We start from the raw sequence: 23,583 nt of genomic DNA on the forward strand, positions 1-23,583 counted from the left end.
GCCCGGGGACGCTCGCCGCATGACCTCCGACCCAGCCCCCGGCCCGACCCCCGACGCCGTACCCCCCACCGAGACGGTCCGCCCCGACTGGGCCGGGATCGACCGGCTGCCCACCCTCGACCTGCTCCGCCTGATGAACGCCGAGGACCGCACCGTCCCCGCCGCCGTCGCCGGGGAGTTGCCGCGGATCGCCGCCGTGGTCGACGCCGTGGCCGCCCGGATGGCCCGCGGCGGTCGGCTGGTCTACGCCGGGGCGGGCACCGCCGGACGGCTCGGGGTGCTGGACGCCGCCGAGTGCCCGCCGACCTTCGGCACCGATCCGGCGCTGGTCGTGGGCCTGATCGCGGGCGGCCGGACGGCCGTGACGGCGGCCGTCGAGGGCGCTGAGGACCGCACCGACCTGGCCGAGTCCGATGTCGCGGCGCTCGGGCTGACCCCGGCCGACACCCTGGTGGGCGTGTCCGCGTCCGGCCGCACCCCGTATCCGCTGGCCGCGATCCGCGCCGCCCGGACGGCCGGGGCACTGACCGTCGGACTGGCGTGCAACCGGGGCTCGGCGCTGGTCGCGGCAGCGGAGCTGGGCATCGAGGTGGAGGTCGGCCCGGAGGTGTTGGCCGGGTCCACCCGGCTCAAGGCGGGCACCGCGCAGAAGCTGGTGCTCAACCTGCTGTCCACGGCCGTGATGGTCCGCCTCGGACGGACGTACGGAAACCTGATGGTCGATCTGCGGGCCACCAACACCAAGCTCCGCGAGCGTGCCCGCCGGATCGTCGCCGAGGCCACCGGCGCCGACCGGGACGCCGTCGGCCGCGCCCTCGGCGCCACCGACGGCCGCACCAAGGACGCGATCCTGCTGCTGCTCGCCGACGTGGACGCACCCACCGCCGCCCACCTCCTCCAGGCTTCGCACGGACGCCTGCGCGACGCCCTGGACCGCACCCGCCACCAGGGCCCGCCGCCCGCCTAGCCCCGCGACCGCCCGCGCGCCACCAGCGGTTACCCGAGCTGCAGGTCCGCCGCCGTCACGACCTCGCCCAGCCGCGGGAAGTTCAGTTCCACCGAGGCCCGGTGCTCCGCCTCCGTCAGCCCGGTCATCGCGTCCTCGACGAACACCAGTCGGTAGCCGTGGTCGGCGGCCGCGCGGGCGCTGGACTCGACGCCGAGGTTGGTGGCGATCCCGGTGAACACCAGCGTGCGCACGCCCCGGGCCTGGAGCAGTTCGTGCAGTCCGGTGCCCTGGAAGGCGCCGATGGTGCGCTTCACCACGACCTCGTCGGCCACCGCCTCGACCTCGGCCGACAGTTCGCTGCCGGGCGGCTGTTCGGCGACGCCCGGCCGCTCGACCCGCACCGCCACCACGGGGGCGCCGGCCGCGCGGAACTCCTCGGCCAGGCGCAGCGAGGCCGCGACCACCTCCGGGCCGGTGTGCGGCGCGAGCTGGTTGGCGACGATCCGGTCCATCAGGTCGATCAGGACCAGCGCGGTACTGCCGGGTTCAAGGGTGGTCATGGCGCTCACGCTAGCCCATCCCCCGTCACACCCGAACCCTGAGCACCGTCTGCACCGTCAGCACTGCCGGCCCCGTCCGCCGCCTCCCGCGCGATCTCCACCCGGAACCCCTCGATCAGCACCCGCAGCCCGTACTCGAAGTCGGCGTCGTGGTCGGTCATCCGCAGCACGTCGACCGCCTCGCTCAGCAGCGGCAGCCCGCGCAGCGCCTCGTCCGGGAAGGGTGGCCGGGCCCGTTCCGCGGCGTCCTGCTGCCAGGCCTGCTCCTCGGTGACCCAGCCCATGATGTACCGGTCGACGGTCAGCAGCAGCCGCAGCGCGGTGCGCGGGCTCAGCCCGGACCGGCACAGTGCGCTCAACTGCGCTTCGACGGCCGGGAGTTCGTCCTCGGTGGGCAGGGTTCCGGCGTGCACCCGGGCGCCGTCGCGGTAGGCGAGCAGGGCGCTCCGCTTGGCCCGGGCGTCGGCGGCGATCCAGTCCGGCCAGTGCTCCGGGTCCGGTTCGCGGTCGGGCGGGAGGGCTTCGGCGAGCATCGCCTCGGCCATCAGGTCGAGCAGTTCGCGCTTGTTCTTGAAGTGCCAGTAGAGCGCCGGCGACTGCACGCCGAGCTCGCGGGCGAGCCGCCGGGTGCTGAGCCCGTCGATGCCCTCCTCGTTGAGCACGCGCAGCGCGGTGCGCACCACCTCGTCACGTTGCAACGCCATCGGATCGGCCTCCCGGTAATCCACTTGCGGACCCACCTTATCGCCGATAAGTTCCGATCCCGTCCTTATCACCGATAAGGACTCCGTGGCCGTGGCCCGCACCCCAAGAGCGGCCGAGGACCCCGAGAACACCGAGAACACCGAGGACCCCGCATTGACCCCAGATCCAGCCGGACCCGGGCCCCACGGCCCACAGTCCGGGCCCCGCAACCCACTCCCCCGGCCCCGCAACCCCCTGCCCAAGCTCCGCCGTCTGCTGCCCGACACCACGCCCTGGCGCTCCTCACGCGACTTCCGGCTCACCTGGACCTCCGGCACGATCACCCTGCTCGGCTCGGTCTTCACCATGACGGCGGTCCCGCTGCAGATCGCCCATCTCACCGGCTCGCCGCTCGCCGTCGGAGCCGTCGGCGCGGTCGAGCTGGTGCCCACCGTCCTGTTCGGCCTGTACGGCGGAGTCCTCGCCGACCGCGCCGACCGCCGCACCGTCGCCCTGGCCACCGAGGTCGCGCTCGCCCTGCTCAGCGCCCTGCTGCTGGCCAACGCCCTGCTCGGCACACCGGCCCTCTGGCCGCTCTACCTCGCCGCCGGCCTGGCGGCGGCGATCCAGGGCCTCCAGCAGCCCTCGGTGGAGGCGATGATCCCTCGGCTGGTGCCGCCGGAGCAGTTGGTGGCGGCCGGAGCGCTGCTCTCGCTGCGCTGGAGCATCGGCGGCGTGGTCGGCCCGGCCGCCGCCGGGCTGCTGATCGCCACGGCCGGTGTCCCGGCGGCGTACCTGGTGGACCTCGCCACCTTCCTGCTGTCGATCGCCCTGCTCGCCCGGGTACGGCCGGTCCCCTCGTCCCGGGACGCCGAGGCGCCGGCGTGGCACGAGTTCACCGAGGGCGTCCGCTACGCGGCGCGGCGGCCCGACCTGCTGGGCACCTACCTGGCCGACCTCGGCGCCACCGTCTTCGCCCTGCCCACCGCGCTGTTCCCCTTCCTGGCCCAGGAGTTGGACGCGGAGTGGGCCCTCGGCCTGCTCTACTCGGCGTCCGCCGCGGGCAGCCTGGCCGCGGCCGCCACCGGCGGCTGGACCGGACGGGTGCACCGGCACGGGCGGCTGGTGCTGCTCTCCGCCGCCCTGGTCGGCGCGGCCACCGCCGCGGCCGCGGTCGCCCCCGGGCTGTGGACGGTGCTGCTCTGCCTGGCCGTCGCGGGCGGCGGCCACTGGATCGGCGACACCTTCCGCAGCGCCATCTGGAACCGGTCCGTTCCGGACGAACTCCGTGGCCGCACCGCCGGACTGGAGCTGATGATCGGCTCCGCCGGACCGGCCCTCGGCGACCTGCGGGCCGGCGGACTCGCCGCCGGCCGGGGCATCCGGGCCGCACTGGGCACCGGCGGCCTGCTCTGCCTGGGCGGCAGCGCCGTCCTGACCGCCGCCCTCCCCGCGCTCTGGCGCTACGACCAGCGCGCCCTCGAACCGCAGGGCGCCCCGCACCCGCACCCCACCCCGAACCGGACCTGAGCACCGACCCCCTCCTGACGTGAATCCGTCGCTCCGCAACCACCGCCATTGACCATCCACCCCGCCCGACGATTGGCTCACCCGGAGCCGGCCGCCGGGGATTCCGACACCACAGCAGCACCGGACGCCACCGTCGACGCGGCCCGGCCGTTCCCAGGGGAGGGACCAGATGACCAGCCCGCACACCACCACGCGCCTGCTGCGCGCCGCCTGCGCCGTCGGCGCGGCCGCCGCCCTGGCGCTCACCACCACCCAGGCGGCCCACGCCGACGACACCCACCACAAGCCGGGCACCGAACGCGTCTCCGTCGGGCTCGGTGGCGCCCAGCCCGACGGCGCCTCGCAGGCCGGAGGCGTGAGTGCCGACGGCCGCTACGCCGTGTTCACCTCGCAGGCCACCAACCTGGTGCCCGGCGACACCAACGGCAAGAGCGACGTCTTCGTCCGCGACCTGCGCACCGGCGGCATCGAACGGGTCGACACCGGCCCGGACGGCGCGCAGGCCGACGGCGACGCCCTCAGCGCCGCCATCAGCGGCAACGGCCGCTACGTCACCTTCAGCTCCTACGCCACCAACCTCGTACCGGGCGCCGCCCTGGGCTTCGAGGACGTCTACGTGCACGACCGCTGGACCGGCGAGACCACCCTGGTCTCCGTCGGCGAGGAGCCGGGGCAGTCCCAGCAGGGCAAGTTCTCCGACCACCCGACGATCAGCCGGGACGGCCGCTACATCGCCTTCCAGTCCAACCGCTCCGACCTCGCCCCCGGCACGGTCACCTGGCAGGGCGCCAACATCTACGTCCACGACCTGCGGACCGGCGAGAACCGCCTGGTCAGCATCGGCGCGGACGGCAAGGAGGCGAACGGCTCCTCCGCCTCCCCGGTGATCAGCGCCGACGGCGGCTCGGTCGCCTTCGTCTCCAAGGCGAGCAACATCATCGGCGCCGACCGGCCGGGCGCGCTCGCCCCCGAGGCGGCCCGGCGGCTGACCGCCGAATCCGGCCAGGACTCCGACGAGCGGTTCGGCCTCGGCACCCCCGCCGGGTCCCCGGCCGGCGCCGACCACCCCCAGTTGCTCAAGCCGCACCTCTACCCGATCTACGTACGCGACCTGCGCTCCGAGGAAACCGTCCTGGGCACCCCGGACGGCCAGGGCGGCTGGCGCGGCGGGGACTCCCCCTCGCTCAGCCCGGACGGCCGCTACCTGGTCTTCTCCACCTGGGTGCAGCACGGCGACGGCTGGGCGGACCGGCACTTCGAGGTCTACGCCCGGGACCTGGAGGCGGGCACCGAGACCCTGGTCAGTGTCGGCCTGCCGGGCACCAAGACCACCCGTGACTCCTTCAACGGCCGGATGACCGCCGACGACCGCTGGGTCTACTTCGAATCCTCGGCCGGCAACCTGGTGCCCGGTGACACCAAGACCGTCTCCGACGTCTTCCGGCGCGACCTGTGGACCGGCCGCACCGAGCGGATCAGCCTGGCACCGGACGGCTCGGAGTCCGCCGGCGCCGCCTACGACCCGTACGTGGACGCCCGAGGCACCACGGTGGTGTTCACCTCGGAGGACGGCACCCTCGTCCCGGGCGACACCAACAAGGTCTCGGACGTGTTCCTCCGCCGCCTGCCGAAGCAATGACAGCGAAGCACTGACCCCGACGCACCGACCCCGACGCGCAGCCCCGCCCGCCGAAGCCGGACCGGCTACCCGTGGGCGGGCAGCGCGTACCCCAACTGGGAGATCACCGACCACAGTTGATCGGCCAGCTTGGCCGTGGCCGCGACCGCCCCGACGAACACCTCGGGCGCGGCCGCGGCTGCGGCCAACCCGCCCTTGGCCACCGCCCCCAGCCCCGCCACCACCCCGGCGCCGACCGCCGCCCACACCCCCAGGGCCAGCAGCCCGACCGCGCCCAGCCCGACCAGGAACAGTTCGCCCTCGGGGGTGAACAGCCGCCGGTCGCGCTCGACGGCCACCGCCAACTCGGGTACCAGCGTGGGCCCGAGCGGCCCCGGTCGCTGCCGGGCCCGGATCAGGTTGAGCATCGCCTCCCGGATCTTGTCGGGCAGCTGCACGGCCCGCAGCGGGACCCGGTGGATGTGGTACAGCACCAACCCGTCGTAGCCCGGCCGCCCCTGGTCCGGCCTCGGGTAGTCGCGGAAGTCGGCCCGGTCGGTGGGCCAGTAGCAGATCCAGTCGACGTACGTCTCCCCGTTCTGCTCGGTGACGTTGACCGGCATCGGCAGGATCTTCAGCCCGGCCCCGAGCCGCCAGTCGGTACCGGCCGCCACCACCGTGTACGGCAGTTGCTTGACAGCGGTGCGCTGCAGGGCGATCAACCGGTTCTCGATCACCCGGGCACACGGGTCCCGCAACACCGCGATCTTGCCCTGGAGTTCGCGGTAGGTGTCCAGGGCGCCGTCCTCGGTGCCGACCTCCAACGCCTCCATCCGCAGCTCGGGGACGTGGTTCTGGAGGCCGAGCAGATCGGGCTTGAGGGCACCGCCCGGGGTGAGCTCGCGGATCGCCTTGACCAGCTTCACCGCCGGGGTGCTCTTGTCCTTCAACATCCGCTTGATCGCGTCGACCTTGGCCGTCGGGTAGATGTTGTGCAGGTCCTCGGACAGCACCTGGAGCACCATCCGCAGCACCGGGTCCTGCGGTTGGGCGGTGAGCCGCCCGTACGGCAGTGCCTCCTCCGGGCCGAGCCGGTCCCGGCGCGGGGTGCCCCACCACTCGGAGATCCGGTCGAGCTGGAAGGTCACCCAGGTCGCGCCGGGCCGGGCGTCGAAGTCCACCCCGAAGTGGTGGCGCACCCACAGCTCGGCCGCCAGGTACTCGAAGACCGTCGGCGGCTCCGCACGCGCCTTGCCCAGCAGCAGGCAGGTGTCGGAATCCCTGAGAAAACTCACGAGATGTCCTTCAACGGGCTGCTCACCGCGATGTCCGTCCCCGAGGTGGGCGTGTACTCGTTCCACTCCGCGATCAGCGTGCCCCGGTGGCCGGGGCGGCGGACCGGGAACGGCGTCAGGGTGCCGTCGTGCCGGTGGGTCAGCCCGCTCAGCAGCAGATGACCGTCGTCCGGCACCCGGACCACCCGGGCGGTCTCCTGGATCCGCCGGTCGTCGTACTCGTCCACCACGACCGCGGTGTCCGGGTCGAAGCCCGCGCTGGAGGCGACCGGCACCAGCACCGGCGCTCCCCCGGCGGCCGGCGCGACCACAGCCGCGCAGGTGGTCACCACCTCGTCCTCCAGCAGCAGCGAACTGCTGCCCGGGTTGGCCGGCGGGATGCCCGGATAGTTGCGGTCGTCGTAGGCGGCAATCTCCCGGGCGATGCTCAGGTACGGGTGGTCGGGCGGCAGTTGGGCGCCGTGGTAGCCACCCTCGGCGAACCGCACCCAGGCCTCCTCCCAGCCCTTGCGCACGGTGAGCACCACCCGGGCGCTGCCCGCCCGCAGGAAGGCCTGCCGGTTGGCGTCCGGGTGCTGGATCCGGCTGACGAAGGGCCAGGCGGCGGGCGCGTCCCAGAAGTAGGAGTAGAGGAAGGTGACCACGTTCTCCCACTCGATGGCCTGGTTGACGAAGGCCACCTCCGCCTCGTGGCCGAGCACCGCCGACCAGGCCGCGGCGCTCACCCCGAGCGCGCCGGTGGCGTCGCCGGGGAAGCCCGCGCCGTGGCGCAGCAGGTCGAGGTCGCCGCCGACCGAGGCCGTCACGGCGTCCACCACCTCCGCCGGCATCAGGTGGTAGTCCACCCCGAGCAGGAAGCGCAGCACGCCCTTCATGATCTCGTCGCTCTCCTCGCGCCGCAGCGTGAGGGTGTCCACGCCGTTGAGGCGGTCGCGCAGCGCGGCGGCGCGGGCGGCGAGGTCCTGCTGTTCGGCGTAGTACTTGGTCTGGGCGGCGTTGAACAGGGCGGCCCAGACGTCGTTCTGCCACTGCCGGCGCGCCTCGTCGGTGGGTTCGACGACGGCGGTCAGGCTCAGCCAGGTCTGCCGGTTGTTGACCAGGTGGAAGCTGACCACGCACGGCCCGCTCGCGTGCGCCAGCAGGCCGCCGTTGGCCGGGTCGGCGAGGTCGACCGGGCCGTGGGTGCCGAACGGCTCGTTCCACTCGGGGATGCTGCTGCCGAGCACCTTCAGGTTGTAGTTGTACTCGCCGGTGCGGCTCTCCGAGGTGAACTGGAACATCAACTTCTTGATCCAGTACCGGTCCGGGACGTTGAGCGGCGGCGCGTCGAAGATGCCGGCGCCGTCGTTGTTCGGCGCGGTGACGTTGACGTGGATGTCCGGGTGCGTGCCGGGGGCGAGCGGCACCGCGGCGCCGTACTTCTCGGCGAGCACCAGGTAGTGCGCCTGGGTCTCCCCGGCGCGGATCTCCTCGGTGATGTCGGAGTGCGGCACGTCGAACTGGAACGGGCCCAACTTCGATTCCAGTGCCGCGAGTTCGGCGTACGACTGGCGCAGGGCGCCGGCCGGCTCGGGGATCGCCAGGTCGTAGGTCAGCCGCAGCCCGGAGCGGTAGAGCCGCACCCGCCACTTGCGCATCATGCTGAAGTAGTCGATCCGGACCGGGTCGGTGGGACTGGCGTTCTTCAGGGTGCGGGTGGTGGTCTCCGAGGATCCGGTCACCGTGGTGGTGGTGATGGTGGTCTTGTGCTCCTGCTTGGTCCGCGCGGAGGCTTTCTGGGTGATCGTGGTGGCGTGCTTGCGGCTGTCGGTGGCGGACTGCGAGTCGGCGCTCTGGCTGGTCATCCCGGAGGTGGCGGAGCCGGAGATCAGCGGGATCCCGCCGGAGACGGTGCCGGTGACGTTGAACTGGTTGCTGTGCTGGAGCTGGCTGGTGGTGGACTGGGCGAGTTCGGTGTTGTCGGTGACGCCGGTCTCGCTGACGTTCTCCAGCGAGTCGGTGACGATCGAGCTGAACTCCTTGGAGGTGACGGACCACTCCTTCTGGGTGACGGCCGTCTCCTCCAGCGGCGCGAGCGGTACGGTCGCGACGAGTTCACCCCGCTCGATCCCGGCCGGGGCCATCTCCAGCCGTTCCAGGTTCATCAGGCCGATCGGGTCGACGGCCGCGTTGTGGTCGTAGGCGGCGTTCGCGGCGGCGGCCCGACCGGCCCGGGCCCGGCCCTCGGCGCTGGCGTCCGCCCGGCGCAACCGCTCCAGTTCGCCGCCGAGTTCGCGCAGCGCGGGCCCGTCCAGGGCGGCCAGCACGACGGCCCGCGCCCGCCGGTCGCCGGGGTCGGCCGCCGAGGCGGCGAGCAGCTCCCAGGGCAGCTCGGCCGTCAACCGCCCGCGCAGCGCGGTCACTTCGTCCGGCCGGGGGTCGAGCCGGCGCAGGTAGGCGTGCTCGACCAGGCCCGGACCGTGCGGCGGCGCGTCCACCTTCAGCGGGACGAGGGTGGCCTTGTCGATGCTGCGGGCCGCGTGGGCGAGCACGGGCGGCGACGGTGTGCCGCCGGGCCAGGGCGATCCGGCCGGCTTGGCGCCTCCGGGCCACGACGGTTCAACCGGCTGGGCACCACCCGGCCAGGGCGATGCGGTCGGCTGCCCGGGCGCCCCCGGGATGCGGTCGGTCATGACGAGCCCCCTTGATCGATCTGCTGCCCGCGACCTACCCGGCGGCGCACCCCTGACGCGCCGCGCACGAACGGCGCGCGCCGCACCCCGCGTTGCGCGGAGGTGCACACCGGCGCGCAGCCACACCACACGCCCTCCGAGCAGCCCGCACGCCCCACCCGACCGGTCCACGTCAAGCGAACTCTTGCCCCGACCAAGACAACTGACGCTTCGTCAACTATTAACCACCTCCCGTCTACTCGCATAGATCCGCCGATGGTGGCATGGACACACACCGCCCGGCATCCCGTACCGGGCCCGTGACAGGGAGCTTCCCCCATGCTTCGCACCCACCGCATCGCCCCCGTCGTCGCCACCACCGTGCTCGCCGCGGCCGCCCTCGCGACCGCCGGCACCGCGCACGCGGCCACCGCCCACACCCCGGCCGCGCACACCCGCACCGCCCTCGACCTCAGCTGCTCGCAGTCCTACCTGCCGCTGCCCGACCCGGCCTGCACCCCCGGCGCCACCAACCCGGACGTCACCCAGGACACCATCGACGACACCATCTGCGTGCCGGGCTACAGCACCTCGATCCGCCCCTCCACCTCGTACACCAACCGCCTGAAGGTGCAGCAGATCGCCCAGTACGGCTACGCCGACACCGACACCGCCGACTACGAGGAGGACCACTTCATCCCGCTCTCGCTCGGCGGCCACCCGACCGACCCGCACAACCTCTGGCCCGAGCCGCGCTACGCGGCCGACCCGAGCGGCCTGACCTCCACCGACAAGGACACCGTGGAGTACAAGCTCTACCGCGCCGTCTGCAACCGCCAGGTGAACCTGGTCCCCGCCCAGCAGGCCATCGCCACCAACTGGACCACCGCGCTCTCGGTCCTCGGCCTCAGCTGACCGACGCCCGACGGCACGGCCCCGCACCGCTCGACCCGGGCCCCCAGCCACGAGGCGCGGGCCTGCCACCCCTCGGCGCGGGACTCCCACCCCTCGGCGCGGGCCCCCTCACAGCACCAGGGCCCGCGCCGACGCGCGTACCGGCGCCGGGAGTTCGGTCCGCCCGCGCAGATGGCGGTCCACCGCCGCCGCCACCGCCCGGCCCTCGGCGATCGCCCAGACGATCAGCGACTGGCCCCGCCCGGCGTCCCCGGCGACGAACACCCCGTCCACGGCGGTGCCGAACGCGTCGTCCCGCTCCAGGGTGCCCTCCGGCCCGATGCCCAGCCCGAGTTGGGCGAACAGCGGCTGGTCCGGCTCCGGCCCGGTGAAGCCCAGCGCGAACAGCGCCAGCTCCGCCGGGAGCACCCGCTCGGTGCCCGCCCGGGGCCCGCGCCCGACCGGCTCGGCGGCGGCGACCCGGACGGCCGCCAGCCGCCCGTCCGGCCCCGGCTCGAACCCGACCGTGACCGCCTCGAACGCCCGCCCGCAACCGTCCGGACCCTCGGCCCGGTCCGCCGCCACCCCGTCCGCCGCCTCCCCTTCCAGCACCGCCCCTTCCAGCACCGCCCCCGACTCCTCGTGCGAGGTCGTCTCCCGGTACACCTTGGGATGGACCGGCCACGGCTGCCCCGCCCCCCGGCGCTCCGGCGGACACGGGTTGATGTCCAGCTGGGTGACCGAGGCCGCGCCCTGCCGGAGCGCCGTCCCCAGGCAGTCGGCCGCGGTGTCCCCGCCGCCGATGATCACCACCCGCCGCCCCTCGGCGGACAGCGGTGAGCACGCCCGGTCCCCCTCGTCCACCCGGTTCGCCCAGGTCAGGTACTCCATCGCCGGGTGCACCCCGGCCAGCCCGCACCCGGGCACCCCCGGTTCCCGGTGGGCGCCCGCGCCCACCGCGACCACCACCGCGTCGTACCCGGAGCGCAGCTGCTCCGCCGTGACGTCCCGCCCGACCCACACCCCGGTACGGAACTCGGTGCCCTCGGCCCGCAGCTGGTCCAGCCGCCGTTCCAACCGGTGCTTCTCCAGCCGGAACGGCGGGATCCCGTAGCGCAGCAGCCCGCCCGGGCGGTCGGCCCGTTCGAAGACCGTGGTCGCGTGCCCGGCCCGGGTCAGCTGCTGGGCGGCGGCCAGCCCGGCCGGGCCGGAGCCGATCACCGCCACCCGCCCGCCCGGCTCCGGCCGCTCGGGCCGCTGCGGCCGGTCCCAGCCCTCCGCCCAGGCCCGGTCGGCGATCGCCAGCTCGACGTTCTTGATCGCCACCGCGGCGCCGTCGATCGCCAGCACGCAGGCGCTCTCGCACGGCGCCGGGCAGAGCCGCCCGGTGAACTCGGGGAAGTTGTTGGTGGCCAGCAGCCGGGCGGCCGCGGCCCGCCAGTCCCCGTCGGCCGTCAGCCGGTTCCACTCCGGGACGAGGTTGCCCAGCGGACACGCCGCGTGGCAGAACGGCAGCCCGCAGTCCATGCAGCGTGCCGCCTGCCCGCTCACCAGCGGCAGCGGCGTCCCCGGCCGGTACACCTCCCGCCAGTCCCCGAGCCGCTCGCGCGCGTCCCGCCTCGCCCGCTCCGCGCGCGGGGTGGTGAGGAAGGCCATCCGCCCTGCCATCGCGTCTGCCATCACGGCCTCCGGCGGTGCTCGCCGACTCGGTCCGGCGGCCCGCCGTACAGGCCCCGTCCCACCAGCCCCGCCCGACCGGGCCCGCCCACCGGCACTCCACCGTGTGGCCACCGTACGCCCACGAAGCAGCGGGCGACACCCGCGGCGGCCGAGAACCCCGCGCCCCGCCCTCCCCTGCCGTGAGCACGCCAGGGAGAATCTCCCGCATGACCCACACCGTGCTGATCGCCGAGGACGACCGCGCCATCCGCGATTCGCTCACCCGCGCCCTGACGCTGGAGGGCTACCGGGTACGGATCGCCGCCGACGGCACCCAGACCCTCGCCGTCCTCGCCGAACAGCGACCGGACGTCCTGGTGCTCGACGTGATGATGCCCTCGCCGGACGGCCTGGAGGTCTGCCGCCGACTGCGCGCCACCGGCGACCGCACCCCGGTGCTGATGCTCACCGCCCGGGTCGAGGTCCCGGACCGGATCGCCGGCCTGGACGCCGGGGCGGACGACTACCTGGTCAAGCCCTTCGACGTGGACGAGCTGTTCGCCCGCCTGCGCGCCCTGCTGCGCCGCAACCCGCCGTCGGAGACCGCCGAGGACGTGCTCACCGTCGCCGACCTCCGGGTCGAGCCGCCGGCTCGCCGGGCCTGGCGCGGCGGCCGCGAACTCGAACTCTCCCGCACCGAGTTCGACCTGCTGGAGCTGCTCGCCCGCAACTCCGGCGCCGTGCTCGACCAGACCACCCTGTACGAGCGGATCTGGGGCTACGACTTCGGCCCCGGCTCGAAGAACCTCGCGGTGTTCATCGGCTACCTGCGCCGCAAACTCGACCGCCCCGGCCTCACCCCGCTGATCCACACCGTCCGCGGCGTCGGCTACACGCTGCGCGAGCCGTGATCGGCCCGGCGCGCCGCCACCTGCCGCGCCCGGGCCTGCGCACCACCCTCTCGCTCGCCTTCGCCGCGATGGCCGCCCTGGTCGCGGTGGTGATCGGCTTGCTCGGCTACCACGCCGCCGCCCGGCTGATCCGGGACGACGAGACGGACGACTTCACCTCGGCCGTCAGCGCGGTCAGCGGCCAGGTCCAGCGCGAGAAGCTGTTCCCGGGGGACTTCAACAGCCCGAGCGGACTCGGCGAGCAGCTGCTGCACCCGATCCGGGTCACCGCCCAGGCCCTCGACTCCACCGGCGCCGTCCTCCCGGGCACTGCCCACCTCGACCTCCCGACCACCCCGGACGACCGAGAACTCGCCCGCGCCGAGCTGCCCGCCCGGACGGTGGTCGATGTGCGCCGGATCGGCCGCAGCAGCTGCCGGGTCGGCGTGGTCTCGCTCGGCGGCGGCCGCGGCGCGGTCCAGGTGGTGCTCCAACTCGACGACATCGAGGAGCTGTTGGAGCGGCTGCGGCAGCAGATGGCGGCCGTGGTGGCCGGCGTCGTGCTGATCGCCGGCGGGGCCGGGTGGCTGGTCGCCGGGCGGATCACCGGCCGACTGGTCCGGCTCACCGACGCCGCCGAACTGGTCGCCTCCAGCGGCCGCCTGGACGTCCCGGTGCCCGCCTCAGGGCGGGACGAGGTGGGCCGGCTCGGCCGCGCCTTCGACCGGATGCTGGTCCGCCTGGCCACCGCCAAGGAGAACCAGCGCCGGCTCGTCCAGGACGCCGGGCACGAGCTGCGCACCCCGCTGACCAGCCTGCGCACCAACCTCGCGGTGCTGCCCAACCTCGACCGGCTGCCGCCCACCGAGCGGGTCGCGCTGCTCGCCGACCTGTCCGAGGAGGCCCGGGGGCTGAGCCGGCTGGTGGAGGAGCTGGTGGCGCTCGCGGCGGACCGCAAGGCGGACGAGGACCCGGTCGAGGTGGTGCTGGCGGAGGTGGTCCACGAGGCCGCCGCCAAGGCCCGTCGCCGCAGCAACCGCGAGGTCGTCGTGGACGCGGACGACACCGTCGTGGTCGCCCGCCCCGACGCGCTGGCCCGCGCGGTGGCCAACCTGCTGGACAACGCGGCCAAGTTCGACCCGGCCGGGACGTCCCCGATCGAGGTGGTGGCCCGCGGCGGGCGGGTCGAGGTCCGCGACCGCGGCCCGGGCATCGACGACGCCGACCTGCACCGGGTCTTCGACCGCTTCTACCGGGCCACCGCCGCCCGCAGTCTGCCCGGTTCGGGCCTGGGCCTGGCCATCGTCGCCGAGGTGGCCCGCTCGCACGGCGGCACCGCCTTCGCTGCCAACCGGGAGGGCGGCGGCGCGGTGATCGGCTTCACCCTCGCCGGCTGAGCCGGCCCGACAAGCCTGTCAGGCCCGACCAGCCCGACCGACCGAACGCACCGGAGACGACGAACGGGCCCCGGCACCGTGCCGGGGCCCGTTCCGGAGCCGGGATCAGACGGCGGCGAGCAGCCCCCGCCCGAACCAGTCGGCGTCGTCCTTCACGCCCGGCAGGACGAAGAAGTACCCGCCACCGGTCGGCGAGATGTAGTCCACCAGCGGCTCGTCGATCAGTCGGGTCTGGGTGGCCTCGAACTGCCGCGTCACGTCCTGCTGGTAGCAGCAGAACACCAGGCCCATGTCCAGGTTGCCCGCCTTGTCGATGCCCCGGTCGTAGTTGTAACCGCGGCGCAGGATACGGGAGTTGTCGGTGTCGGCGGTACGCGGGTTGGCCAGCCGGATGTGGGCGTTGAGCGGGATCGCCTCGCCCTTCGGGTCCTTGCCGTAGTCCGGGGCGTCGTTCTCCTGCCGACCGTCCAGCGGCGCACCGGTGTCACGGCGGCGGCCGAACATCTTCTCCTGCTCGGCCAGCGAGACGCGGTCCCAGAACTCGATCAGCATCCGGATGATCCGGATCACCTGGTAGCTGCCGCCGGTGGCCCAGGCGGGCTCGCCCATCCCGTCGGTGACCCAGATCAGCCGGTCCATCTCCCGGGAGGAGGTGGTGTCCGGGTTGACGATGCCGTCCTTGAAGCCCAGCAGGTTGCGCTGGGCGCCGTCCGGGCGGGACGGGTTCTGGAAGCCGTCGATCCGCCAGAGGATCTGCATCCCGCCGCGGGTGTGCCGGGTGATGTCGCGCAGCGCGTGCAGCACGGTGTCCTGCTGCTCGGCGCAGATCTGCAGCGAGAGGTCGCCGTGCAGCTCGCCGGGCTGCAGGTTGTCGTTGGGGAAGGTCTTCATCGGCGTCAGCTTGACCGGCTTGGCCTTCGCGAGGCCGTAGCGGTCGTCGAACAGCGAGGCGCCGACCCCGACCGTGACGGTCAGGTTGTCGGTGGCCACCGTCGGGCCGAGCATGCCGCTGTCCGAGGGCGGCGCGCCGACGCCGAGGTCGGCCGGGGCGCCGCCGGCGGTGAGGAAGCGGACCCGCTCGGTCAGGGTCTTGAACAGGTCCTCCAGGCCCTTGCGGTCCTGGGCGATCACCTGGCAGGAGACGAAGGCCGCGTAGCCCTGCTGGGGGGTGCCGACGCCGGACTGGTGGGTGCCGTGGAACGGGACGGCACCGGTCTTGGACTGGTGGCTGTCCCCGGCGACGGCCTGACCAGCCCCCAGGGTGAAGCCCCCGCCGGCCAGCACGGCGGCGCCGGCACCCGCGCCGAGCGCGGCCCGCACGAAGCTGCGCCGGGCCGGTCCGGCCGGGCAGCCGCCCTCCGCCGGGGCCGGAACGGCCGCCGCGGCGTGCGGGAACGGGCAGGTGCCTCCGGTGGCTGCGGTGTGGTCGGTCATCAGGCGGCCTTCCGGATCTCAAGCAGGGTGGGGATGAGCGAGAGGTTTTCGAGCAGCTGGCCGGTGGCGCCGTTCAGCTGACGGCGGGAGTCGGCGGTGAGCTTGTCCACCGGGGTCCAGCCCGCGGGCTGGTGGGCGGCGGCGACCAGGTCGCCGACCTGCTTCATGCCGGCGTTCACCCGGACCAGCACCTGCGGGTCGCGGTCGTCGAGCAGCGGCTGCAGGACGGTCAGCAGCTCCTGGGTGCCCGCCAGGTTGGCCTGGGCGGTGGCCAGGTTGGTGCCGCTGCCCATGTCGGTGTCGCCGGTCAGCTCGAACTGGAGGGTGTTCTCCAGGATCTCGTGGGCGCGCAGCGGGAGGTCGCCCGGGTCGAAGTCCTGGGTGGGGAAGTCGTGCGCCAGCTTGGCCGCGTTCTGGGCGAGCTCGTCGGCGACCGGCGTCAGCTCGTCCACGGACTGGCCGTGCCAGAGGCCGTACTCCAGGCGCAGGAAGCCGGTGAAGCCCTGGTCCGCGGTCCCGTCCGGAAGGCCGTCGGCGCGTCCGTCGATCTTCTTGTCGAGGTCGGCGAAGGTGCCGTAGGCGGCGCCGAGCGAGGCGTACTGCAGGTGCGCGGTGAGCCAGTCGGCCTTGGCGGTCGCGAGGTCGCCGGAGTGGACGTCGGTCTGCAGCTTCTGGGTCTGGGTCATCAGGGTCGCCAGGCCCTTGTTGACGTAGTCCTTGTAGCTGTCCAGCGGGGCCTTGAGGTCGTCCTCGTTGACCGGCTTGACGGCCTTGACCTCGGCGCCGCCGGTGACGTGCACGGAGGCGGAGGTGACGGACTTCCCGCCGGTGGGCACGCAGCGCCAGGCGTAGTCGCCGGAGCCGATGGTGGCGGTCAGCGCGCGGGTGGTGCCGGGGGCCAGGCCCTCGATCTCGCCGTAGACCGAGCCGGTGCCCGGGTTGACCAGGTAGACCTCGGAGGTCTTGTCGCCGGTGTTGTGCATCTGGAACACCTGCTGGCCCGGCTGCGGGCTGCCGAAGCCCTTGCCGCACTCCTGCTCGGAGACCGCGACGGTGGCGGAGCTGTCCTTCTTGCCGTCGCTGACCGCGATCACGGCGCCGGCCACCACGACCGGGACGGCGATCGCCGCGACCGGCAGCACCCAACGCGGACGGCCCGAACGCACCGGCTCGGCCTGCCCCTCGGAGACCTGCCCCTCGGAGTCCTTCTCGCCGGCCTGCCCTGCGGCGGCCTTCTCCCCCGCCGCCGGCTTGGCGGCGGCCGGAGCGGTCTTGCCGCCGCGCACGCCCTCGATGAAGAGGGTCATCACGATGCTCAGGTAGGCGATGTAGCCGACGACCTGGAGGACCGTCATGGTGACGGTCAGGTTGAGGGTGCCCTGGAGCAGCGTCGCGTACCAGGAGGAGGCGTCCAGGTGCCCGCTCAGGTCGAAGGCGTAGCTGCTGCCGCCGCCGACCAGCCCGGACTCCTGGAGGTCGCGCAGCCCGTAGCCGAGCACGCCCGCGGCGACCACGATCAGCCCGGCGCCGGTGATGGTGAAGAACTTGGTGAGGTTCATCTTCAGGGCCCGGCGGTACAGGCCCCAGCACAGCGCGACGGAGAGCAGCAGGCCGACGGCCGCGCCGATGATCGGCCCGGTGGACTCACCGGCGGTGCGGGCGTTGGTCCACAGGAAGAGCGAGGTCTCCAGGCCCTCCCGGCCGACGGCGAGGAAGCTGGTGAGCACCAGCGCACCCGCGCCCATCGCCAGCGAGGCCTGGACCTTCTCCCTGATGTCAGCGGAGAGGGTGCGCGCGGAGCGGCGCATCCAGAACACCATCACGGTGACGAAGCCGACCGCGATCAGGCTCAGCACCCCGCCGAACGCCTCCTGGGCGTGGCCGGAGAGGTTGGCGGCGGTGAAGGTGAGCACCGCGCCGAAGCTGAGGCTGAGCGCGACGGCCGCCGCGACGCCGGTCCAGACCTGGGGCAGTCGGCCCTTCTGGTCCGCCCGGACCAGGGTGGCGACCAGGATCGACACGATCAGGCCGGCTTCCAACCCTTCGCGCAGCCCGATCAGAAAGCTGGGAAACGCCTCATCCCACATACAGCGGGCTCCTCCCCCGGGCCGCCCCGGGTTGTACCTGTCCTCGACGTTCCGCCGACGGTGGCGGCGGAACGGCACGGCGAACGCCCCGGACCCGAGGGTCCAGGGCGCTCCGCTTAGCTTAGGCAAACCTTAGAGCCGCGCAGGTCAACCGCACCCCCGCTTCAGGTAAGGGTTCGGTATGGGAACACCCATGCGATAACCAACTCCGCGCACGCCACCCCCGGAAGGAGACCTGCGTCACCCCCACCACTGCTCGGGCGCCGCCCCGGGATCCGGCTCCGGAGGGACCGTCACCGGTTCGGCGCAGCGCACCAGCAGTTCCCCCTCCTCCGTCTCGGTGACCAGGAGGCCCCGCTCCCGCAGGACCAGCGCGGCCGCCCCGCTCACCGCCGCCCGGGCCGGACCGGACGGCGGCCCGGCCGCCTCCGCTCCCGGGCTCCAACCGACCACCACGCCCTCGGGGTGACGGTCGATCGACAGCGGCGAGGCGCCCGGCGCGGTGCGGAACCCGGCGTGGGCCAGGGCCTCGGTGACGTCCTCGAAGAGTTCACGGTGATCCACCATTGGCGCAGCGTAGGCCCGGGCCCGTACGGCTCCCGGACGCGGCGCGCGCCGAAACGCTTCAGCTGCACCCGAGCGCAGCATCACCCCCGCCCCACCCCGACCGGCGGCCAGCCGATCGGGCGTCAGTGACCCCCGTCCGGCCCGACACGCACGGCCGGACGGCCCGATGGACGTGCACAGTCGGCCCCCTGCCGACAGCATGACAGAGTAAGCGCTCCATCACCCTGAGCAACGGGCCCAGTGAACCGCCCAGGTCCGCGCGCCGGTCCGCCCGGCGGGCCCGTATCGAGAGGTCCCATGATCACAACACTTCGCCGGCCGGCGTTCCCGCCGGCGGGCCTCCGCCCCGGCACGCCTGGAAAGCCGGGGAGCCCGTCGTGAGAACCGACCAGCAGTCGCAGCCGGGACCGGTGACCAGCACCCGCGCCAAGCCGGCCAACCAGGCCGAAGCCCTCGCCGACTGGGCCGACGGCCGGCTCGGCATCTACTCCCTCGCCAAGGCCAACCTGCGCAAGATCTTCCCGGACCACTGGTCCTTCATGCTGGGCGAGATCGCGCTCTACACCTTCGTCATCATCATCCTGACCGGCGTCTGGCTGACCCTCTTCTTCAACCCGAGCATGGGCGAGGTCGTCTACGACGGACAGTTCGTCCCGCTCAAGGGCATCCGGATGTCCGAGGCCTACGCCTCGACCATCAACATCAGCTTCGAGGTCCGCGGCGGCCTGCTGATGCGCCAGATCCACCACTGGGCGGCCGTGGTCTTCATCGCCTCGATGCTGACCCACATGCTGCGGGTGTTCTTCACCGGCGCGTTCCGCAAGCCCCGCGAGATCAACTGGGTCTTCGGCGCGCTGCTGCTGTTCCTCGGCATGTTCGACGGCTTCATGGGCTACTCGCTGCCGGACGACCTGCTCTCCGGCACCGGCATCCGCTTCATGCAGGGCGCGATCCTGTCCATCCCGATCGTCGGCACGTACCTGCAGTTCTTCATCTTCGGCGGCGAGTTCCCGGGCACCGACATCATCCCGCGGCTGTTCACCGTCCACATCCTGCTGATCCCGGGCATCATGGTGGGCCTGCTCGCGGCGCACCTGATCCTGGTCTTCTACCACAAGCACACCCAGTTCGCCGGGCCCGGCCGCACCAACGACAACGTGGTCGGCATGCCGCTGATGCCGGTCTACATGGGCAAGGCCGGCGGCTTCTTCTTCCTGGTCTTCGGCATCGTCTCGGTCATGTCGGCGATCGCCACCATCAACCCGATCTGGGCGTACGGTCCGTACCGGCCGGACCAGGTGTCCACGGACGCCCAACCCGACTGGTACATGGGCTTCTCCGAGGGCCTGGTCCGGGTGATGCCCGGCTGGGAGATCAGCGTCTGGGGCGGCCACACCCTGAACCTCGGGGTGTTCATCCCGCTGGTGGTCTTCCCGAGCGTGCTGCTGGCCATCTGGTGCTGGCCGTTCCTGGAGGCCTGGGTCACCGGGGACCGCGGCGAGCACCACATCGCCGACCGTCCGCGCAACCACCCGGTCCGCACCGCGTTCGGCGCGGCCTGGATGGGCCTCTACCTGATCCTGCTGGCCGGCGGCGGCAACGACCTGCTGGCGACCCACTTCCACCTGTCGATCAACGCGATCACCTACGCGGTGCGGGCCGGGTTCTTCGCCGTCCCGGTGGTGGTCTTCGTGATCACCAAGCGCTGGTGCCTGGGCCTGCAGCGCCGGGACAAGGAGAAGGTGCTGCACGGCCGGGAGACCGGCGTCATCAACCGGCTGCAGCACGGCGAGTTCGTCGAGGTCCACGCGCCGCTGCCGCAGGGCCGGCTGTACACCCTCACCGCGCACGAGCAGCCCGAGCCGGTCGAGCTGGAGCCCGAGGTGGACGAGAACGGCGTGGCCCGCAGGGCCGGACTGTGGACCCGCACCCGGGCCAAGCTGTCCCGCGGCTTCTACGGCGAGGGCAGTCAGATCGCCAAGCCCACCGTCGAGGAGCACGAGGAGATCACCAGCGGCCACGGCCACCACTGATCCCCCCGGTACGAGGAGGGCCCGCTGCGCCGGCGACGGCACAGCGGGCCCTCCTCGTGCGCGGTCAGCCCCGCAGGGCCGCCGGGACGACGGCGAACAGCGCCGCCGCCACGGTGACGGAGAGGCAGAGCGCCGCCCAGCGGGTGCAGATCCGACGGCATTCGGCGCGGTAGCGGGCGGCCAGCCGGCGGCAGCGCTCGACGGCGCGGTCCACGACCTCCTCGGCGTAGCGCAACCGGTCGGCGGCGTAGGCCTGTTCGAGGCTCTCCCGCTCCGCCTCCGGCAGCCACGGGAACTGCGCGGCGAAGGCCCGGGCGTCCCGGCCGGCCGCCGCGACCTCCGCCTCCCAGGCCAGGAAGCCCTCGATCCGGGCGATCTCCACCCGGGGGTTCACCCGGCCGTTCCGGCGCGGGGTCCGTGCCCGCGGCGGACGCTGTCTGCCACCCATGACCGCTCCTCAGTTCCTGTCGGGCCGTCCCGCCGGAATTCCTGCCGGAACGGGCTCCTACGGCGCTTCGCTCCGCGAGCACGCAACTACTACCAGCGACGAACCGCAGGTGGGGGGCGGCTCGCCCAGCCCCGGAAGCCCCGGAGAAACTTGCGTGCCACGCACTATTGCGCGACACGCACCTTTCCTGAAGAGTGGTGCCATGACGAACGGGCAGCCCGGGCTGCGGGAACGGAAGAAGGCCGAGACCCGGGAGGCGCTCAGCTGGGCGGCACTGCGGCTCGCCGTGGAACGGGGCCTGGAGAACGTCCGGGTGGAGGACATCGCGGCCGCGGCCGGGGTGTCCCCACGCACCTACAACAACTACTTCTCCAGCAAGGCCGAGGCGATCGTCTTCCGGCACCGCCACCGGATCCTCCGGGCCGCCGAGGCCCTGCGGGCCCGGCCCGCGGAGGAACCGCTCTGGGAGGCACTGACCCAGTCGCTGGTCGAGCCCTTCGACGGCGCCGACCAGGCACCCGATCCGCACTGGGTCGCCGCCGTACGGCTGCTGCTCCGCGAACCCTCGCTCCAGGCCGAACTGGTGCGGGGCAGCGCGGACACCCGCACCGAGCTCATCGCGGCGGTGGCCGCCCGGACCGGCACCGACCCGGACCGGGACCTCTACCCGCGACTGGTCGCCGCCACCGCGCTCTCCGCGCTGCAGGTCGCCAACGAGCACTACCTGGGCGCCGATCCCGCGCTGCCCTTCAAGGCGGTGTTCGCCGAGGCACTGCGCCAAGTGGCCGCCGGGCTGCCCGACCCGTCGCGCTGATCCACCAACCGTCTCAGAGGGGGATTTCGAGATGACCAACGACGTCGTCGTCGCCGGCGCCGGCCCGGTCGGGCTGTTCCTGGCCTGCGAACTGGCACTGGCCGGGGTGCGGCCCGTGGTGCTGGACCGACTGCCCGCGCGCTCGGGCGAGCAGAAGGCCAACGGGCTGGTCGGCCAGGTGGTCCGGCTGCTCGACCACCGCGGCCTGCACCAGCCGCTCGGCGGCGCCCCGGGCGCGCCGCAGCCCGTGCCCCGCTTCGCGTTCGCCGCCTTCCCGCTGGAACTGCACCGGCTCGACGCCAACCCGCTGCACGCCCTGCCGGTGCCCCAGCACCGGATCGAGGAGGTGCTGGAGGAGCGCGCCCGCGAACTGGGCGTCACCGTACGCCGCGGCCACGAACTCACCGGCTTCACCCAGGACGGGACCGGGGTGACCGTCGACCTCCACGGCCCCGACGGCGCCGAGCGGCTGCGCACCCGCTACCTGGTCGGCGCGGACGGCGGCCGCAGCACCGTCCGCAAGCTCGCCGGGATCGGCTTCCCCGGCGTCACCTCGACCGACCCGGTCTCCCGGGTCGCCCACGTGCTGCCGCCCGAGGGGATCCGCGGCACGGAGAACGGGGCCTACCTGCTGCCCGGCTGCCCCACCCCGTTCCACCCGTACACCCACACCCGCACCGACCACGGCGTCTTCGTCCTCGCGCCGCTCGACCCGGCGACCGTCATGATCGCCACCATGGAGTGGGGCGGACCGCCGGTGGACCCGCAGTCCCCGCTCACCCTGGACGAGCTGCGCGCCAGCATCCACCGGGTCACCGGCGCCGACCTCGAACTCGCCCCGGCCGCCACCCCCGGCCGGTACACCCCGCGACGCACCGTCGGCCACAACACCCGGCTCGCCGAGCGCTACCGCGACGGCCGCGTCCTGCTGGTCGGCGACGCCGCCCACGTGCACTCCGCCACCGGCGGCCCCGGCCTCAACCTCGGCCTCCAGGACGCCGTCAACCTCGGCTGGAAGCTCGCCGCCGAGGTCCACGGCTGGGCCCCGCCCGGACTGCTGGACAGCTACCAGCAGGAACGCCGCCCGGTCGGCGAGCGGGTGTTCATGCACTCCCAGGCGCAGACCGCCCTGATGTCCCCCGGCCCGGCCGTCACCGCGCTGCGCGCCCTGGTCGGCGAACTGCTCGCCCACGACGACAACCTGGCCCGGATCGGCGCCCTGATGGCCGGCAGCGACGTCCGCCACGACACCGGCTGCCCCCACCCGCTCGCCGGGGGCTTCGCCCCGGAGCTCGACCTCGGCGACTCCCGGCTGGCCGAACTCGCCCGCACCGGGCGGCCGTTGCTGCTCGACCTGACCGGCGGCGGTCTCGGCCTCGCGGACCTGGCCGAGCCCTGGAAGGACCGGATCGACGCGATCACCGCCGAGCCGGCGGGACCGGCGGGACCGGCCGGCGCGCTGCTGCTGCGCCCCGACGGGTACGTGGCCTGGGCCTGCACCCCCGACCGGGCCGACCGGGAGGGACTGGACCGGGCGCTGCGCACCTGGTTCGGCGAGCCCCTCGGCTGAGCGTCCGCGCCCGGCCGCGGACGCCCGGGAGCCGTGGGGGACAATGGACGGCATGTCCCGACGTCGTTCCGAGCCCCGCCCCGCCGCTCCCCGGCTGCTGCCGTCCTCCCCGTGCCCGTGCGGCCTGCCCGCCGGGTACGGCGACTGCTGCGGCCGACTGCACCGCGGCCAGGCGCAGGCCACCACCGCCGAGTCGCTGATGCGCTCCCGGTTCAGCGCCTTCGCCGCCCAGGACGAGGCCTACCTGCTGCGCACCTGGCACCCGGACACCCGGCCGGCCGAGGTCGACTTCGACCCCGCGCTGCGCTGGACCGCGCTGGAGGTGGTCTCCACCAGCGAGGGCGGCGCCTTCCACGCCGAGGGCACCGTGGCCTTCCGGGCGCACTGGACCGAGGGCGGCGAGCAGGGCGTGCTCAGCGAGCACAGCCGGTTCGTCCGGCACGAGGGCGCCTGGGTGTACCTGGACGCCCTCTCGCTCGGCTGAGCCCCCCCCCGGAGCTCCC

General features: G+C 73.6%; 19 protein-coding genes. 10 read left to right on the top strand and 9 right to left on the bottom strand.

All coding sequences use genetic code 11. From position 1 onward, the window contains the following. The first annotated feature begins 19 nt into the window (after positions 1 to 19). Positions 20 to 967: an N-acetylmuramic acid 6-phosphate etherase gene (murQ, locus tag ACIP4P_RS14650; RefSeq protein WP_400917874.1), complete on the top strand. Its 948-nt coding sequence runs from the start codon at positions 20 to 22 to the stop codon at positions 965 to 967. A gap of 29 nt (positions 968 to 996) precedes the next feature. Here murQ and ACIP4P_RS14655 read toward each other — a convergent pair whose 3' ends face one another. Both ACIP4P_RS14655 and ACIP4P_RS14660 read right to left on the bottom strand, forming a co-directional pair. After that, on the bottom strand, positions 997 to 1,509 hold the full coding sequence (locus ACIP4P_RS14655; RefSeq protein WP_350512174.1) for an isochorismatase family protein: 513 nt from the start codon (positions 1,507 to 1,509) through the stop codon (positions 997 to 999). Between the two features lie 5 nt (positions 1,510 to 1,514). Beyond that, positions 1,515 to 2,213, bottom strand: coding sequence for a TetR/AcrR family transcriptional regulator C-terminal domain-containing protein (locus ACIP4P_RS14660; protein WP_400917876.1), 699 nt, complete (start codon positions 2,211 to 2,213; stop codon positions 1,515 to 1,517). A gap of 91 nt (positions 2,214 to 2,304) precedes the next feature. Between ACIP4P_RS14660 and ACIP4P_RS14665 the strand changes: the two genes are divergently transcribed. Beyond that, positions 2,305 to 3,723 carry an MFS transporter gene (locus ACIP4P_RS14665; protein ID WP_400917877.1) on the top strand — a complete coding sequence of 473 codons (1,419 nt, stop codon included), beginning with the start codon at positions 2,305 to 2,307 and terminating at the stop codon, positions 3,721 to 3,723. Between the two features lie 169 nt (positions 3,724 to 3,892). Beyond that, positions 3,893 to 5,362: a TolB family protein gene (locus tag ACIP4P_RS14670; protein ID WP_400917879.1), complete on the top strand. Its 1,470-nt coding sequence runs from the start codon at positions 3,893 to 3,895 to the stop codon at positions 5,360 to 5,362. Between the two features lie 65 nt (positions 5,363 to 5,427). Here ACIP4P_RS14670 and ACIP4P_RS14675 read toward each other — a convergent pair whose 3' ends face one another. Continuing rightward, positions 5,428 to 6,636 (bottom strand): hypothetical protein, encoded by a 1,209-nt coding sequence (locus tag ACIP4P_RS14675; RefSeq protein ID WP_400917881.1) that lies wholly within the window; start codon positions 6,634 to 6,636, stop codon positions 5,428 to 5,430. Further along, a complete protein-coding gene (locus tag ACIP4P_RS14680; RefSeq protein WP_400917883.1) occupies positions 6,633 to 9,167 on the bottom strand; it encodes a hypothetical protein in 2,535 nt (844 codons plus the stop codon). The genes ACIP4P_RS14675 and ACIP4P_RS14680 overlap by 4 nt, the downstream gene beginning before the upstream one ends. Before the next feature lie 459 nt (positions 9,168 to 9,626). Between ACIP4P_RS14680 and ACIP4P_RS14685 the strand changes: the two genes are divergently transcribed. Next, the gene (locus ACIP4P_RS14685; RefSeq protein WP_400917885.1) at positions 9,627 to 10,202 is read left to right on the top strand and encodes a hypothetical protein; all 576 of its coding nucleotides are present in this window, start codon (positions 9,627 to 9,629) and stop codon (positions 10,200 to 10,202) included. Positions 10,203 to 10,310: 108 nt separating this feature from the next. Here the strand turns inward: ACIP4P_RS14685 and ACIP4P_RS14690 are convergent, their stop codons facing one another. Further along, the gene (locus tag ACIP4P_RS14690; RefSeq protein WP_400918863.1) at positions 10,311 to 11,849 is read right to left on the bottom strand and encodes a glutamate synthase subunit beta; all 1,539 of its coding nucleotides are present in this window, start codon (positions 11,847 to 11,849) and stop codon (positions 10,311 to 10,313) included. Positions 11,850 to 12,067: 218 nt separating this feature from the next. Here ACIP4P_RS14690 and ACIP4P_RS14695 point away from each other — a divergent pair, with 218 nt between their 5' ends. Both ACIP4P_RS14695 and ACIP4P_RS14700 read left to right on the top strand, forming a co-directional pair. Next, on the top strand, positions 12,068 to 12,751 hold the full coding sequence (locus ACIP4P_RS14695) for a response regulator transcription factor (protein WP_400917887.1): 684 nt from the start codon (positions 12,068 to 12,070) through the stop codon (positions 12,749 to 12,751). Further along, positions 12,748 to 14,127, top strand: coding sequence for an ATP-binding protein (locus tag ACIP4P_RS14700; protein ID WP_400917889.1), 1,380 nt, complete (start codon positions 12,748 to 12,750; stop codon positions 14,125 to 14,127). The genes ACIP4P_RS14695 and ACIP4P_RS14700 overlap by 4 nt, the downstream gene beginning before the upstream one ends. A 105-nt stretch (positions 14,128 to 14,232) precedes the next feature. Here the strand turns inward: ACIP4P_RS14700 and efeB are convergent, their stop codons facing one another. The 3 genes from efeB to ACIP4P_RS14715 all read right to left on the bottom strand — a co-directional run bounded on the left by efeB (position 14,233) and on the right by ACIP4P_RS14715 (position 18,215). Beyond that, on the bottom strand, positions 14,233 to 15,561 hold the full coding sequence (efeB, locus tag ACIP4P_RS14705) for an iron uptake transporter deferrochelatase/peroxidase subunit (RefSeq protein WP_400917891.1): 1,329 nt from the start codon (positions 15,559 to 15,561) through the stop codon (positions 14,233 to 14,235). Next, a complete protein-coding gene (efeU, locus tag ACIP4P_RS14710; protein WP_400917893.1) occupies positions 15,561 to 17,648 on the bottom strand; it encodes an iron uptake transporter permease EfeU in 2,088 nt (695 codons plus the stop codon). Before efeU ends, efeB begins: the two co-directional genes overlap by 1 nt. A gap of 240 nt (positions 17,649 to 17,888) precedes the next feature. Further along, positions 17,889 to 18,215, bottom strand: a complete 327-nt coding sequence (locus tag ACIP4P_RS14715) for a hypothetical protein (protein WP_350512185.1) — start codon at positions 18,213 to 18,215, stop codon at positions 17,889 to 17,891. A gap of 410 nt (positions 18,216 to 18,625) precedes the next feature. Between ACIP4P_RS14715 and ACIP4P_RS14720 the strand changes: the two genes are divergently transcribed. After that, on the top strand, positions 18,626 to 20,248 hold the full coding sequence (locus ACIP4P_RS14720; protein WP_350512260.1) for a ubiquinol-cytochrome c reductase cytochrome b subunit: 1,623 nt from the start codon (positions 18,626 to 18,628) through the stop codon (positions 20,246 to 20,248). 64 nt (positions 20,249 to 20,312) lie between these two features. Here the strand turns inward: ACIP4P_RS14720 and ACIP4P_RS14725 are convergent, their stop codons facing one another. Further along, positions 20,313 to 20,696, bottom strand: a complete 384-nt coding sequence (locus ACIP4P_RS14725) for a hypothetical protein (protein ID WP_350512186.1) — start codon at positions 20,694 to 20,696, stop codon at positions 20,313 to 20,315. Between the two features lie 202 nt (positions 20,697 to 20,898). On the opposite strand from ACIP4P_RS14725, the gene ACIP4P_RS14730 reads away from it, so the two are divergent. The 3 genes from ACIP4P_RS14730 to ACIP4P_RS14740 are packed head-to-tail and all read left to right on the top strand — an operon-like array spanning position 20,899 to position 23,564. After that, complete coding sequence (locus tag ACIP4P_RS14730) at positions 20,899 to 21,510, top strand: TetR family transcriptional regulator (protein ID WP_400917895.1); 612 nt, start codon at positions 20,899 to 20,901, stop codon at positions 21,508 to 21,510. Between the two features lie 31 nt (positions 21,511 to 21,541). Continuing rightward, on the top strand, positions 21,542 to 23,080 hold the full coding sequence (locus ACIP4P_RS14735; RefSeq protein ID WP_400917897.1) for an FAD-dependent monooxygenase: 1,539 nt from the start codon (positions 21,542 to 21,544) through the stop codon (positions 23,078 to 23,080). A 52-nt stretch (positions 23,081 to 23,132) separates the two neighbouring features. After that, positions 23,133 to 23,564 carry a YchJ family protein gene (locus ACIP4P_RS14740; protein ID WP_400917898.1) on the top strand — a complete coding sequence of 144 codons (432 nt, stop codon included), beginning with the start codon at positions 23,133 to 23,135 and terminating at the stop codon, positions 23,562 to 23,564. The last annotated feature ends 19 nt before the right edge of the window (positions 23,565 to 23,583 follow it).

The sequence above is a fragment of the Kitasatospora sp. NPDC089509 genome (assembly GCF_044749365.1).
In the GTDB taxonomy this organism is placed as follows: domain Bacteria; phylum Actinomycetota; class Actinomycetes; order Streptomycetales; family Streptomycetaceae; genus Kitasatospora.